General features: G+C 65.2%; 11 protein-coding genes. 4 read left to right on the forward strand and 7 right to left on the reverse strand.

The window, feature by feature from the left end; all coding sequences use genetic code 11:
- The first annotated feature begins 132 nt into the window (after window positions 1-132).
- The 3 genes from AC097O_RS14360 to AC097O_RS14370 all read left to right on the forward strand — a co-directional run bounded on the left by AC097O_RS14360 (window position 133) and on the right by AC097O_RS14370 (window position 5018).
- Complete coding sequence (locus AC097O_RS14360; RefSeq protein ID WP_479593471.1) at window positions 133-3264, forward strand: glycoside hydrolase family 3 protein; 3132 nt, start codon at window positions 133-135, stop codon at window positions 3262-3264.
- A gap of 18 nt (window positions 3265-3282) precedes the next feature.
- Window positions 3283-3948 (forward strand): PEP-CTERM sorting domain-containing protein, encoded by a 666-nt coding sequence (locus AC097O_RS14365; protein ID WP_479589099.1) that lies wholly within the window; start codon window positions 3283-3285, stop codon window positions 3946-3948.
- Between the two features lie 71 nt (window positions 3949-4019).
- Window positions 4020-5018 (forward strand): LacI family DNA-binding transcriptional regulator, encoded by a 999-nt coding sequence (locus AC097O_RS14370; RefSeq protein WP_479593472.1) that lies wholly within the window; start codon window positions 4020-4022, stop codon window positions 5016-5018.
- Here AC097O_RS14370 and AC097O_RS14375 read toward each other — a convergent pair.
- The 6 genes from AC097O_RS14375 to AC097O_RS14400 form a co-directional block, all read right to left on the reverse strand.
- Window positions 5015-6211 carry a patatin-like phospholipase family protein gene (locus tag AC097O_RS14375; protein WP_479593473.1) on the reverse strand — a complete coding sequence of 399 codons (1197 nt, stop codon included), beginning with the start codon at window positions 6209-6211 and terminating at the stop codon, window positions 5015-5017. The genes AC097O_RS14370 and AC097O_RS14375 overlap by 4 nt on opposite strands.
- 150 nt (window positions 6212-6361) lie before the next feature.
- Window positions 6362-6901: a pseudouridine synthase gene (locus AC097O_RS14380; protein ID WP_479593474.1), complete on the reverse strand. Its 540-nt coding sequence runs from the start codon at window positions 6899-6901 to the stop codon at window positions 6362-6364.
- 98 nt (window positions 6902-6999) lie between these two features.
- A complete protein-coding gene (locus AC097O_RS14385; protein WP_479593475.1) occupies window positions 7000-8247 on the reverse strand; it encodes an enolase C-terminal domain-like protein in 1248 nt (415 codons plus the stop codon).
- A 29-nt stretch (window positions 8248-8276) separates the two neighbouring features.
- Entirely contained in the window at window positions 8277-9245 is a 969-nt protein-coding gene (locus AC097O_RS14390) for a tripartite tricarboxylate transporter substrate binding protein (RefSeq protein ID WP_479593476.1), read from the reverse strand.
- Window positions 9246-9290: 45 nt separating this feature from the next.
- The gene (locus AC097O_RS14395; RefSeq protein ID WP_479593477.1) at window positions 9291-10214 is read right to left on the reverse strand and encodes a sugar kinase; all 924 of its coding nucleotides are present in this window, start codon (window positions 10212-10214) and stop codon (window positions 9291-9293) included.
- A complete protein-coding gene (locus tag AC097O_RS14400; protein WP_479593478.1) occupies window positions 10214-10984 on the reverse strand; it encodes an SDR family oxidoreductase in 771 nt (256 codons plus the stop codon). Before AC097O_RS14400 ends, AC097O_RS14395 begins: the two co-directional genes overlap by 1 nt.
- A 285-nt stretch (window positions 10985-11269) precedes the next feature.
- Here AC097O_RS14400 and AC097O_RS14405 point away from each other — a divergent pair, with 285 nt between their 5' ends.
- Complete coding sequence (locus tag AC097O_RS14405; RefSeq protein ID WP_479593479.1) at window positions 11270-12067, forward strand: GntR family transcriptional regulator; 798 nt, start codon at window positions 11270-11272, stop codon at window positions 12065-12067.
- A gap of 15 nt (window positions 12068-12082) precedes the next feature.
- On the opposite strand, the gene AC097O_RS14410 is transcribed toward AC097O_RS14405, so the two are convergent.
- Window positions 12083-15064, reverse strand: a complete 2982-nt coding sequence (locus tag AC097O_RS14410) for an L-glutamate gamma-semialdehyde dehydrogenase (RefSeq protein WP_479593480.1) — start codon at window positions 15062-15064, stop codon at window positions 12083-12085.
- Between the last annotated feature and the right edge of the window lie 47 nt (window positions 15065-15111).

The following is a 15111-nucleotide window of genomic DNA, read 5'->3' on the forward strand; positions in this document are numbered from 1 at the left end:
ATGCGATTACCGAGGGCATCTACCGATGCCGCGCCGTGGTTTGTAAAGACAATGTAACCGCTTACATTGCATGGATGGGGGTCCGCAAACACCCCATCCATGCCCGTTGTTCCACACCCCACCGGAGACACCATGCAACACCCTTTATCGACCCACCGGCGCAGAGGCCTGGCGGCGCTGTGCAGTGCCGCCTTGCTCGCAGGCTGCGGGGGCGGGTCTGACCCGACCGCGCTCACCGGCCTGCAGGCCAAGGCGGCAGCCACCACCCTGCCCCAGTACGCCGACTGGCCGCACATCACCAGCGAACTGCCCAGCAGCCCTGCGCTGGAAGCCCGCATCAAGGCCATCGTCGACGGCATGAGCCTGGCCGAAAAAGTGGGGCAGATGACGCAGCCCGAAATCAAGAGCATCACGCCCGACCAGGTGCGCCAGTTCTACATCGGCTCGGTGCTCAACGGCGGCGGCTCCTGGCCGCAGAACAACAAGCGCGCGCTCTCCAGCGACTGGGTCAAGCTGGCCGACGACTACTGGATGGCCTCGATGGCCACCGACTCCAAGGTGAAGATCCCGGTGATCTGGGGCACCGACGCGGTCCACGGCCACGGCAATGTGTTTGGTGCCACGCTGTTCCCGCACAACATCGGCCTGGGTGCCGCCAACGACCCCGCGCTGGTGCGGCGCATCGGCCAGGCGGTGGCCGTACAGGTGGCCTCCACCGGCATCGACTGGAGCTTTGCGCCCACGCTGGCAGTGGTACGAGACGACCGCTGGGGCCGCACCTACGAGGGCTATTCCGAAGACCCGCTGATCGTCAGCAAATACGGCTACGAGATGATCAAGGGCCTGCAGGGCGACTTCACCAAGCCCACCAACGTGATTGCCAGTGCCAAGCACTTCATGGGCGACGGCGGCACCGACCAGGGTAAGGACCAGGGCGTGAACATGTCCAGCAAAAACGAGATGGTCAACATCCACGGCCAGGGCTACTACACCGCCCTGGGCGCAGGGGCGCAGACGGTGATGGCATCCTTCAACAGCTGGACCAACGAGAGTCTGGGCATCACCGTGGGCAAGATGCACGGCAGCAAGGAAATGCTGACCGATGTACTGAAAACCAAAATGGGCTTTGACGGCTTTGTGATTGGCGACTGGAACGGCCACGGCCAGGTGCCCGGCTGCAGCGATGCCAGTTGCGCCCAGGCCATCAACGCCGGTGTCGACATGATCATGGTGCCCGACCAGTGGCAGGGCTTCATCACCAACACCATCGCCCAGGTGCAAAACGGCACCATCCCCATGGCCCGCATTGACGATGCCGTATCGCGCATCCTGCGGGTGAAACTGCGCGCGGGGGTCTTCACCGCCAAGCGCCCGCTGGAGCGCCTGAACGCTGGCGATGCCAACCAATTGCTGCACCGCGTGCTGGGCCGTGAAGCGGTGCGCAAATCCCTGGTGCTGCTGAAGAACGACAACCAGCTGCTGCCCCTGGTACGCGGCCAAAAGGTGCTGGTGGTGGGCAAATCGGCCGACAACCTGTCGAACCAGACCGGCGGCTGGTCGCTCACCTGGCAAGGCACTTCCAACACCAATGCCGACTTCCCCAACGCCGACAGCATTCTGGCGGGTATCAAAGCCGCCACCGGTGCGGCCAACGTCACCTACAGCGCAACCGGCGTCGGCATCAACATCAGCGACTACAAGGCGGTGATCGCCGTGATCGGTGAAACACCCTATGCCGAAGGCGTGGGCGACATCGGCAAAACCGGCACGCTGGAACATGCCCGCCGCTACCCCGAAGACCTGGCTGTGCTCAATACCGTGAGCGGCAAGGGCGTGCCTGTGGTCACCGTGCTGGTCACTGGCCGCCCCGTGCTGGTCAACAAGGAAATCAACCGCTCGAACGCCTTTGTAGTGGCCTGGCTGCCCGGCACCGAGGGCAAGGGCGTGGGCGACGTGCTCTTCCGCACCTACAACGGCAAGGTCAACTTCGACACCGTGGGTAAGCTGTCTTTCTCGTGGCCCAAGTCGGGCTGCCAGACCCCGCTGAACGTGGGTGATGCCGCCTACGACCCGCTGTTTGCCTACGGCTACGGCATGCGCTACGCCGACCAGAAAACTCTGGCCCCGCTGGACGAGACCGTGCCCACCCTGGGCTGCGGGCAAACCGCCGGTGGCGGCACTACCGACGTGGACCTGGAAATCTTCAACTCCACCGACAAGGCCCCGTTTGCACTGGGCATCGGCTCGCCCGAAAACTGGGGCGGCACCTTGCTGGGCTCGGACCTGAACGCCACCATCGCCCAGGCCACCATCAAGGCCGAAACCACCCAGGTCAACGTACAGCAAGACGGCAAAAAGCTCACCTGGACCGGCACCGGCCAGTTCTATGCGCAGCAGCCCGGCACCAGCGACCAGCAAAGCTACCTCAACTCGGACGCGGCGCTGGTGTTTGACACCATCGTGCACCAGCTGCCTGAAGGCCTGGTCAAGGTGCGCGTCGATTGCAGCTACCCCTGCATCGGCGAAGTGGATGGCACCACGCTGTTCAGCACCCTGGGGCTGAACACCAAGCGCACCGTGAAGTTGCCGCTGAGTTGCTTTGCCGCCAAGGGCACCGACTTCGCCACCATCAACACGCCGTTCCTGGTGTACACCGAGAAAGCCTTTACCGCCTCGTTTGCCAACATCCGCTGGGTGCCCGGTGCCGCCAAGGATGCCGACGCGGTGGCCTGCAGCACCCTGGTGCCGCCCGATGTCGCCCTGCCCACCCCCAAGCCCGGCCCCACCTACACCGTGTTCAACAACGGCGTGGTGTCCGATGGCTTCAAGGCCAACACCTATTCCACCAACAATGTGCATACCAGCTTCAGCGTGCTGCCCACGGGCGAGCTGGCGCTGAACTTTGCCGCCGACGGGGGCGATGGCCTGCTGTTCTTCAACGACAGCGCGCCCATCAACCTGGGTAACTTCACCGGCGGCAAGCTGCAGTTCGACATCAACGTAGGCAACTACGGCAGTAACACCGGTGGCCTGGTGGTGAAGATGGAAAGCGCGGGCACCAACTGCAACACCGGCGACGTGCTGTTTGGCCGTCCCACCGCCGGTGGCTGGCAGGCCGTGAGCATCGACATGGCCACCATCACCGCCGCCCAGTCTGCCTGCTTTGACCTGCGCCGCACCAGCGTGCCGTTTGCCATCTTTCCCAAATGGGGGGACCAGCAAGGCGTGCAGTTCCAGGTGCGCAACGTCCGATTCGTCCAATAAATTTCAACGGGAAAACACATGTTCAAAACCCAACTCCTCGCTGCCACCCTGCTCGCCTGCGGCTTGGCCACCTCGGCCCAGGCCTCGCTGATCACCTTCACCGGCGGCACGGTGACCCACAACGACGGCTCCACCGACGTCACCAACAACGCCATCAACTGGGACGATGTGCAAAGCTACGAAGAGGCGGGTTTCCGCTTCACCTTCATCGGCACCGACTCGGCTTTTTCCAGCAACGTGGGTGACTTCTACGCGGTCGGCAACGACGTGCTGCAGGGCCACTGGGCCACTGGCAACTTTGGCTACCTGACGCAGATCCGCCTGACCCGCGCCGACGGCGGGGCCTTCAGCCTGGGCGGCTTCGATATCGTCTCCAACACCGACACCGGTGGCGGCCCGGCATCGGGCAATGAGCAGGTCTTTCTGCACGCCTCGGCCGACGGCAGCAGCGACGACTTCATGCAGTTGCTGCCCAGCGAAGACTCCGACTTTCCATCCACCCCGTTCGTGCCGGGTAATCCGTTCAGCAATGTGCGGGCCATCTGGTTCGACGTGGCGGGTGCGTCCGACAGCTTCGCCATCGACAACCTGCAGGCCAACGCCGTCCCCGAGCCCGGCTCGCTGGCCTTGCTGGGCGTAGGGGCCTTCGGGCTGTGGGCCACACGGCGGCGGCAGAGCCGCTGAGGCGCATGGGCGGGCGGTAATATCTGGCCACGGAGGTATTTGACCCTCCGGCAACCTGAGTTACCCCCGCCATGTCCACCATCCACACCGTCGCCGCCCTGGCCGGTGTCTCCAGCGCCACCGTCTCCCGGGTCATGAACGACCCGCACAAAGTGCGCGAAGCCACCCGCCTGAAGGTGGAAGCCGCCATGCGCGAACTGGACTTTTCGCGCAACAGCTTTGCCGCCTCGCTGGCCTCCCGCCGCTCGGAATGCGTAGGGCTGGTGGTGCCGCATTTGTCCGGGGCGTTTTTTGCGCCGCTGGTCAATGAAGTCGAAGAAGCGGTCAGCGCCGTGGGCAGCCATCTTGTCGTCACCTGCGGCAAGAACAGCGTGGACGAGGTGGCCAACGGCCTGCAGTTTCTGCGGCAGCGGCGCTGCGATGCCATCATCTTGTACCCCGGCCAGCTGTCCGACCAGGCGCTGGCCGAGATGCTGCGCCACAACCCGCACATGGTGGTCATCCACCGCACCGTGCCGGGGTTTGAAACCCGCTGCGTGCAACTCGACAACCACACCGGCGGCCAGTTGGCGGCCCAGTACCTGCTGCGCTGCGGCCACCGCGACATCGGGGTGATTGCCGGGCCGCGCTCCAACCCCGAAAGCACACAGCGCCTGTCCGCTTTTCGCAGCACGCTGAAAACCGCCGGACTCAAGCTGCCGCCCGAGCGGGTGTGCGAGGGCGACTTCCACTTTGCTTCGGGCAGCACCTGCATGGCCGAGTTGCGGGCCCGCCAACCGGGTTTGACAGCCGTGTTTTGCCTGAACGACCAGATGGCTTTTGGCGCGCTGAATTTTTGCCGGGCTGCCGGTATCGCGGTGCCCACCGAGTTGTCGCTGATCGGCTTTGACGACGTGGAATACGCCGACCTGATCCATCCGCGCCTGACCACCGTGCGCCATCCCGTGGCCGAACTGGCCCGCACCGCCGCCCAACTGGCCTTGCGGCTGGCCGCCGGGGAAGTGTTGACCGAACCCCAGCGCCTGCTGGAGCCTACCCTGGTGGTGCGCGATTCAGTGCAAGTCGTTTAGCGCGTCTCAGGCTTGGTCAAGTCCAGCACGGTAATGCCTACCTGCGAGCGGCAACGCTCGGCCCAGCGCGGATCGGCCAGGCTGCGCTCCACGTCAGCCCGCCCGGCGGCCCAGTGCTCACGCACGGTGGCGCGGGAGAACTCGTAGTCTTTGGCCTGGGTGGCGTAGTGCTTGCTGCGGTGGATCAGGTGCACCACGGTCAGGGCGCTGGCCGATCCGGCTTTCAGCAGCGTTTGCAGGTCGGGGTCGTTGGCAAATTCGGGGGGCAGCTTGGCGGCCAGCTTTTGCGCCGCACTGGCAAGCCTTTGCTGCGTAGCCACCAGGTCGGTATTGAAGCGGGTACGGCTGGCAAACTGGATGTCCTTGCCCCGCTCGGCCACTTCGTTCAGGTTGCGCGGCAAATGGCCCCGGGCGCTGAACAGGTCCACCTGGAACACCAGCATGTCTTTGTCCGCCGGCTGGTCAATCACATACTGCAGCGGGGTGTTGGACACCAGCCCGCCGTCCCAATAGAACTCGCCGTCGATCTCCACCGGCGAAAACCCCGGCGGCAGCGCGCCGCTGGCCATGATGTGCTGCGGCCCCAGCGGTTGGGGGTGCTGCCGGTCGGCAGAATCAAAGTAGGCAAAGTTGCCGGTGGTCACATTGACCGCGCCCACCGACAGCCGCACATTGCCGTCGGGGCAGTTACGGTTGATGCGGTCAAAGTCCACCAGTTTGAGCAGCGTGGCGCGCAGCGGCTCGGTGTCGTAAATGCCCAAAGCCGCCAGCGTGCCCTGCGGCTGGTACGGCGCTGCCGGTACGCGGGGCTGGAAGAAGCCGGGCACCCCCAGCATGGACACCATGGCCGCGCTGGATTCGTTGAACAACTCGCGCGCCTGGATACCCCAGGCGGCAGGCGGTGCCGGGGCCAGCAGCTGCGACGACACGCCCTCCCAAAACGCCTTCAGCCGGGGCACCCGCAGCGGCTGGGGGTTGCCCGCGATGATGGCCGCGTTGATGGCCCCGATCGACACGCCCGCCACCCACTCGGGGCAGATGCCGTTTTCTTCCAGCGCCTCGTAGACCCCCGCCTGGTAGGCACCCAGCGCGCCCCCGCCCTGCAGCACCAGCGTGCATTGCTCGTGGTGCGGGCCGGGCAAGGCCTTTTTGGATGCCGCAGAAGAGGGGGTAGAAGAGGGGGTAGAGGCCACGTAAAACCTTTCGGACAAAGCCATGTTGCAGGCCAGTATAGGGGCGGGTTTGGCCCCACCGATGTCCGTTCCGCAAAGACACCTCGCCCCTCAAAACACTACTGAATTTATAGCTGCTACCGCCTATAGAATAAGCGCTAGAGGCACTTTTTATATAAATTCTGTCCAGGCCCCCGGCTGCAAGTCGCCCAGCCGGTACGCCCCGATCTGCACCCGCACCAGCCGCAGCGTGGGCAGCCCCACCGCCGCCGTCATGCGCCGCACCTGGCGGTTGCGCCCCTCGCAGATGCGTATCTCCAGCCAGGCGGTGGGCAGGTGGGCGCGGTAGCGTACCGGCGGCGTGCGCGGCCACAGGCCGGGCGGCTCGGTGATCTGCCGGGCCTCGGCGGGCAAGGTCATGCCGTCGTTCAACAACACGCCCTGGCGCAGTGCCTGCAAAGCCGCCTCGGTGGGCGTGCCGTCCACCTGCACCTGGTAGGTCTTGAACTGCTTTTCCTGCGGCTGGGTGATGCGCGCATTGAGCACGCCGTCGTCGGTCAGCAGCAACAGCCCCTCCGAATCCCGGTCCAGCCTCCCCGCCACGCGCAAGCTGGGGTCAGTGATGAACTGCGCCAACGTAGCCCGGTCGCCATCGGGGCGGAACTGGGTGAGGACGTTAAAGGGCTTGTTGAAGAGGATGATTTTGGGCATGGGCAAGCCCGATTCTAGCCCCCCGAAAACACAAGGATTTTATGGCTTCAGCGCTTATTCCTTCGGCGTAAGCAGCTACGCTTTCAGTAGCAAATCGCTCACGGTGTCTGCAGCGTGCCGTCGCGCAGCCGGGTCTGGGTCCAGACCGTGGTGGCATGCTCGCAAGGGTACTTTTGGGCCTCGGCCTCGTTGATGTCCACGCCCAAGCCCGGTTGGTCGTTGGCATAGACGTAGCCGTTGCGGTACACCGGCAGGCCAGGAAACACCTCCAGCAGCGCATCGCGCGGGCCTTTCAGTTCCTGGATCACAAAGTTGGGCGGCTCGGTGCCCGACCATTCCTGCACCCCAAAATTGCGCGCCGCCAGGTCGATGTGGATATTCGCCGCATGGCCCAGCGGCGACATGTCGCCCGGGCCGTGCCAAGCGGTGCGCACGCCGAACTGCTCGGCAAATATCTGCAGCTTGCGCCCGGCGGTGATGCCACCGATCTGGCTCAGGTGCACACGGATGTAGTCGATCAGTCGCTCGACGATCAGAAACTTCCATTCCGCCGGATTATTGAAAAGCTCGCCCTGCGCCAGTGGCGTGGTGGTTTTGGCGCGCAGTTGGCGCAGCCACTCGCCCTCTTCCAGCGCAATCGCGTCTTCCAGAAAGAACAGGTCATAGGGTTCCAGCGCACAGGCGAACTGGATCGCCTCACTGGGTTTGAGGCGCTCGTGCACGTCGTGGCACAGCGCCACATCAAAGCCGACCTGGCTGCGGATGCCGTCAAATAGCTTCAGGGTTTCGCGCATGTATTGCTTGCTGTCCAGGTAGATGCCGTCCAGCGCGCCCTGCGGCGCCGTGGCCGGGGCCGCGCCAAAGCCACCACCGCCGTAACCGCCGTTCTGGCAGCGGATATGGGTGATGCCCTGCGCACGGTACTTCTGGATGTTGTCGCACAGCTCGGCCAGATCGCGGCCGTCGGCATGCCGGTAGATCGGCACACCCTCGCGGCACTTGCCACCGAATAGCTGGTACAGCGGCATGTTGGCCATCTTGCCTTTGATGTCCCACAGCGCCATATCCACGCCCGAGATGGCATTGTTCTCGATAGGTCCGTTACGCCAGTAGGCGTTCTGGTGCATCAGCTGCCACAGCTCCTCGATGGCCGTGGCATCTCGGCCCAGCAACAGCGGCTTCAGGTATTGCTCCACCAGGCACTGCACGGCCAGCTGGCGGTAGGCAAAGGTGGCGCAGCCCAGGCCATACAGGCCTGGCTGGTTGGTCTCGATCCGCACCACCATGAGGTTGATGCCCTCGGGCGCGGTGAGTATGACTTTGACATCGGTGATCAGGGTGGCCATGGTGCTTCTCTCTGCTGCAGGCGGATGGCTTACTTTTGCGGGTTGATATCGCCCACCAGCTTCTTGAAGTGGGTGGAGGCGTTGTTCATGAAAACCTGGAACGCCTCACCGTCCATGTACGCAGGCTGCAGGTTGGCCCGCACCAGCGCATCGCGAAAGGCCGGGTCTTCAGCGGTCTTGCGGGCGGCTTCGCGCAAATACTGCACCACTTCGGGTGCGGTACCCAACGGCACACCCAGGCCACGCCAGGTGCCCATCACCAGATCCACACCTTTTTCCTTGAAGGTCGCCACCTTGTCGAACGGCGCGGGAAGGCGGCGCTCGGCCATGGCGACCAGCACGCGCACCTTGCCCGCCGCCACATGGCCGCCGATTTCCGCCGGGCTGACGGTGATCGCATCCACATGCCCGCCCACCAGCGCCAGCACGCTGGGGGCCGCGCCCTGGAACGGCACGTGGTTAAAGCGCACATCGGCTTTTTCTTCCACCGCCGCGGCCGCCAGGTGCCATATGGTGCCGGTACCGGCGTTGCCCATGGACACCGTGCCGGGCTGTTTGCGTGCCTGGGCCAGCAGTTCGTCGATCGACTGCCAGGGCGCGTCGCTGCGCACGGCGATCAGGCCCGGGTCGCCGTTCAGGCGGGCGATCGGGATGAAGTCCTTGGTGGTCACCTTGCTGATGCCCATGTGCGGAATGATGGCCAGCTCGGAGATCAGTACGCCGATCTTGTAGCCGTCGGGCGTGGCACGCTGCACCTCGCTCATGCCGATACCGCCGCCCGCGCCAGGCTTGTTGCTGACGATGAAGGGCTGGGGTACATACTTTTTGGCGGTGTCGGCAAACAGCCGCGCCATCACATCGGTGCCGCCCCCGGCAGAGGATGGCACCACCACCTCGATCGGTCGCGTCGGGTAGTCGGCGGCAGCCACGGTAGCCGAGAACAAGGCGGCGGCCAGGGTGGCGGCCACGGCGGAAAGGGATAAGCGCAGGAGTTTCATAACGGTCTCACAGAGTGGGTGAAAGAAAACGAACCAGACAGTGCTTCAGGCCATGGCCGCCAGCACCGCCGCCTGGTGCGGCAGCGGAGCCACGGCACCAAAACCTTGCACGGCCAGCGATGCCGCCACATTGGCGTACTGCGCGGCCTCGAACACGTCGGCACCAGCGGCCAGGCGTGCCAGCAGGTTGCCGCAAAAGCAGTCGCCCGCGCCGGTGGCATCGACCAGCGGCACCGTGCGCGCAGGTACGTGGAGGCGGCGCTGGCCGTCGCTGACCAGGCAGCCCTGCCCGCCCAACTTCAACACCACGGTGCGCACGCCCTGCTGGTGGGCCCAGTCCAGAATCGCCTCGGGGGCCATCGGTCCGAGCAGTGTGTCCATGTCTTCCTGGCTGGGCAAAAACAGGTCGCACCAGGCCAGCGCGGCAGTGATTGCGGGCAGTGCCCGCTCCAGCTGCCACAGTGTCAAGCGCAGGTTCGAATCAAAGGACACCAGCGTCTGGTGGGCACGGGCCTCTTGCATGGCGGCCAGCACCGTGTCTTCTGCGCGGGCCGAAATCGCCAGGGAAATGCCCGAAACATGGAGAATCCGCGCCTGCTGCACCACCGTGCGGGGCAGCCAGCCCGGGTCCATGGCACTGGCCGCCGACCCGGCGCGCAGGTAGCTGAACTGGTGCCCGGTGGGGCAGTGCTGCACAAAGTAAATACCGGTCGGATGGTCCGGGTCGGTCTCGACCGCCGAGGCATCGACCCCTTCGCGGGCCCAGAGGGCGCGCAGTTCGGCACCAAACCAGTCGCCGCCCAGGCGGCTCAGGTAGGCGGTGCGGGCCCCGGCGCGGGCAGCGGCAATCACTGCGTTGCTGGTGTCGCCGCCAAAACCTTGCAGGTACCGGGGCTCGCCGGGCTGGGTCTGATTGAACTCCAGCAGGGCCTCACCCAGGGCCACCACATCGAAATGCTTGCTGGACATCACAACACCGCGAGCATGCCGCCGTCCACGTAAATGATCTGCCCGTTTACATAGTCGGACGCGGACGATGCCAGGTAAATCGCCGTACCCGCCAACTCGTCCGGACGGCCCCAGCGGCGGGCCGGTGTGCGGCCCTTGACCCAGGCGTCGAACGCCGGATTTTCGATCAACGCCTGGTTCATTTCGGTGGCCATGTAGCCGGGTCCGATGGCGTTGGCCTGGATGCCATGCTCGGCCCATTCGGCTGCCATGGCACGGGTCAGCATCTTGATGCCGCCCTTGGCCGCCGTGTACGGCCCCACCGTGGCGCGCGCCGCCTCGCTGGTGAGGGAGCCGATGTTGATGACCTTGCCGCCGCGCCCGCGCGCAACCATACGGCGCGCGGCTTCGCGGCCAACCAGAAAAGCGCTGGTCAGGTTGGTGTCGATCACCCGGTTCCATTCCGCCACCGACAACTCGACCAGGGGCTTGCGCAACTGGATACCGGCGTTGTTGACCAGGATATCGACTTCGATACCGGCAGCATCGAGCCGCGCAAAAGCCGCACAGACACCGGCCTCGTCGGTCACATCGAAAGCTGCAGCTTCCACCGCGTGGCCCTTGGCACGCAAGGCGGCGGCGCTGTGCTGCAACCGCTCGGCATCCACGCCATTCAAGACCAGCCGGGCACCCGCCTGGGCCAAACCTTCGGCAATCGCATGACCCAGGCCGCGCGAGGAGCCGGTGACCAGGGCGGTACGGCCGGACAGATTGAAAAGAGGATGTGACATGGTTGAGGGTTCCTCCATACGGGCACATGGCACCGCAGACGTTGTTCAAAGAGGCTGGCGGCACCACCTGCCAGGCCGTCCATTGGAGCCAAAGAATAACGTGATATTTCACGAAACATCATAGTGAATACCCGCATGCATAGCGCCCGCCAGCATCTACCATTTCATGCAGGTCCCCTGCAAAACCGAGGCACAGGACAAGCGTCGCCGCTGAAAGACCAGGGTATGCTTGCCGTTTGCATGCAGGCCTGCTGCGCCTGCCATTGCCTCCACAGAAAGAGCACTATGGCTTCGCCCCCCGGCCCCCGTTCCCCATCGGTGGCAGCGCCCGCGCCACCGCAGGAACCACCGCGCCCCCGCAGCCAGACCAACCTGTCCGACCAGGCCTATGAGCAAATCGAAAGCTTGCTGGTGAGCTGCGAGCTCAAACCCGGGCGTTTTCTGGCTACCCACGAGCTGCAAGCCATGGTGGGCCTGGGCCGCACGCCGGTGCACCAGGCAGTGAGCCGCCTGGCCGCAGACACCCTGGTCATCGTCTCGCCGCGCCACGGCATCCAGATCGCCCCGGTGGACCTCAGCCGCGAACGCGTGCTGTTGCAACTGCGCCGGGACATGGAGCGTTTCGTGATCCGCCTGGCCACCGAGCGCTCAGGCGCGTCGCAGCGCAACCAGATGCTGCACATCCGCCGCCAGCTGATCGAGCACGGTGCCGACATGGAGATTGCGCAGTTCAACCAGGTGGACCGGCGCATCGACCAGCTATTTCTGGCCGCCGCCAACGAGCCGTTTGTGGAAAGCACGCTGCGCCCGCTGCACACCATTTTCCGGCGCATCGGCTGGATCTACCACATGCAGACCGCGCACCATGCCAACCTACGGAGCACCGTCGACGGCCATATCGCCGTGATCGATGCCGTGGCCAACGGCCATGTGGACGCGGCCATTGCCGCCTCGGATGGGCTCATGGACTTCGTGGAAAGCATGTTCGATGTGCTGGAGCGCGAAGTCGCCCCGGCCTTGCTGGACTGCAGCCTGGAGGCCATGGACCACACCTTTGCGCCGACCATGCCCGCCGAGGCGTGACGGGCACCTGGCTCGTCAGGGCATCGCCGCCAGCAGCGCCGCGTTGCCGCCCGCTGCGGTAGTGTTCACCGTCAGCGTCTGCTCGGCGCAGAAGCGCACCAGGTAGTTGGGGCCGCCTGCTTTGGGCCCCGTGCCGCTCAGGCCTTCGCCGCCGAAGGGCTGCACGCCGACCACTGCGCCAATGATGTTGCGGTTGATGTAGACGTTGCCGATGTGGGCGGCGGCGGCCAGGGCGTGCGCGCGGCTGTCGATGCGGGTCTGGATGCCCAGGGTGAGGCCGTAGCCCAGGGCGTTGATCTGCTCGACCACGGCCTGCGGGTCACCCGACCAGCGCACGATGTGCAGCACGGGGCCGAAGATTTCCTGCGCCACGTCGGCCACCTGTTTCAGCTCGAAAGCTTGTGGCGCTATTAGATTAGTAGCTGCCTGCGCTGGTGGAATAAGCGACAGCAGTGATTTTGCCGATGTATTCAAGCGCTGGATGTGTTTCTGGATGCCGTCGAAGGCTTCCTTGTCGATCACGGGGCCCACGTCGGTGGCCCACTCGGCGGTGTTGCCCAGCACCAGCTCTTTAGCCGCGCCCTGGACCATTTCGATCACATGGTCGGCAATCGCTTCGTGCACACACAGCAGGCGCAGGGCGGAGCAGCGCTGGCCCGCGCTGCGGAAGGCGCTTTGCACCACGGCATCCACCACCTGCTCGGGCAGGGCAGTGCTGTCCACCAGCATGGCGTTGATGCCGCCGGTTTCGGCGATCAGCGGGATGATGGGGCCGTCTTTGGCGGCCAGGGTGCGGTTGATGATGCGGGCCACGGGGGTGGAGCCGGTAAACACCACGCCCGCAATGCCGGGCAGCGCCACCAGGGACGCGCCCACGGTTTCGCCGGGGCCGTGCAGCAGCTGTACCGCGCCCTCGGGCACACCGGCGGCGTGCAGCAGGCGCACGGCTTCCAGGGCGACAAACGGGGTTTGCTCGGCGGGCTTGGCCAGCACGGTGTTGCCGGTAGCCAGGGCGGCGGCGACCTGGCCCATGAAGATGGCCAACGGGAAGTTCCAGGGGCTGATGCAGACCCACACGCCGCGCGCGGTCAGGCGCAGTTCGTTGGTTTCACCGGTCGGGCCGGGCAAGGCGACGGGGGCCATGATGCGTTCGGCCTCGTCGGCGTAGAAGCGCAAGAAGTCCACGGCTTCGCGCACCTCCGACACGGCATCGCCCCAGGTCTTGAAGGCTTCCTTGACCAGGATGGCGCAGAAGCGGGGCATCTGGTGTTCCAGCAAATCGGCGCTTTGGCGCAACAGGGCGGCGCGCTGGGCGGTGGGCGTTTTGCTCCAAAGTTTATAGCTACTCGCGCTGGTGGAATAAGCGCTGGCTGCCAATTTGGCATCAAACTCTGGCACGCTGGGAACCACCAGGCTGTCATACGCGGTTTGCAGTGCGGCGCGCTGGGTGGCGACTTCCAGGTCGAGCCCGGCGCTGTTTTTGCGGCCGTTGCCAAACAGCACGGGCGGCAGCACAAAGGCCGATTGCGGCTCCAGGCGCAGGGGCGAGACCAGAATTTCTTCCATGCCCACCGACTCGTCGGCCAGCTGGTGCACGAAGGACGAGTTCGCGCCGTTTTCCAGCAGGCGGCGCACCAGGTAGGCCAGCAGGTCGCGGTGCTTACCCACGGGGGCGTAGACGCGGCAGCCGATCAGCGGGTTCTTCAGCACCTCGCGGTACACGCCCTCGCCCATGCCGTGCAGGCGCTGCAGCTCGAACGGGTTGCCGCTCTTGGCGGCCAGGTGCAGGATGGCGGCGATGGTGGCCGCGTTGTGCGTGGCGAACTGGGGGTAGATGGCATCGGGCGCATCCAGCAGGGCCTTAGCGCAGGCCAGATAGGACACGTCGGTGTGGTGCTTGTGGGTGAACACGGGGTAGTGCGGCAGGCCCAGCTCCTGGGCGCGCTTGATTTCCGAATCCCAGTACGCGCCTTTCACCAAACGGCACATCAGGCGCAGCTTGTATTTGCGGCCAATGCTGGCGATGTGCTCGATGAGTTCCAGCGCCCGGGTCTGGTAGGCCTGCATGGCAAGCCCAAAGCCACGCCACTGCGGCTGGTGCTGGGCGACCAGCGCGGCCAGGGCTTCGAACACGTCGAGCGACAGCTCCAGGCGGTCGACTTCTTCGGCATCAATGGTGAGGTTGATGTTGGCGCGGGCGGCCTGCTCGCACAGAGCCCAGACGCGCGGCACCAGCTCGGCCAGCACGCGCTCGCGCTGGGTCCATTCGTAGCGCGGATGCAGGGCGCTGAGCTTGATGGAAATACCGTCGTTTTTCTCGGTAGCGCCCGTCTTATCGGCACGACCAGCTATTGATTCAATAGCGCTCTTATAGCTTTGCAGGTAGTTCAGCGCATCCGCATCGGTGCGTGCGCCCTCGCCCAGCATGTCGTAGCTGTAGGTGAGCTGGGGCTGCTTTTTGCGGGCGGATGCGGCTTCGTCCATGGCATCACCAATGGTCTGGCCCAGCACGAACTGGCGGCCCAGGAGCTGCACGGCGCGCACGGTAGCGGCCACCACGGTCTTGGCCCCCAGCTTGGTGAGCAGGCCTTGGGGGGCTTCGGCTTCGGGCAAAAACTTTTTTGACAGTGCGATGGCGCTGCTGGACAGCTTGGCCAGGGTGGAGCGGCCCAGCACCGATGCGGCACCGGTTTCGTCCATGCCGTCAAAGTCGGCGCGGCCGAGCTGGTCTGCCGTGAGGGCAATCGCCGTTTCGGCATCGGGCACGCGCAGCAGGGCTTCGGCCAGGCGCATCAGGGCCAGGCCCTCGGCGCTGGAAATGGGGTATTCGCGCAGCAGGCTTTCCATGGCCCAGAACGGCGGCGGGTTGTCGCGCACGGCCTGCACCCAGGGCCGCGCGGGGGCGGAAGCTACACCCCAGTCCAGCGCGCCCGACAGGGCGGCAAGACGGTGGGCAACGGTTTCGGACTCGGAGCGGTAGGGGCTGGGCAAACGCATGGTGGATTTCCTGGTGGGTGACTGCAATAACCGCTAGTTTGCCGGGT

The sequence above is a fragment of the Rhodoferax sp. LS1P39 genome (assembly GCF_056521425.1).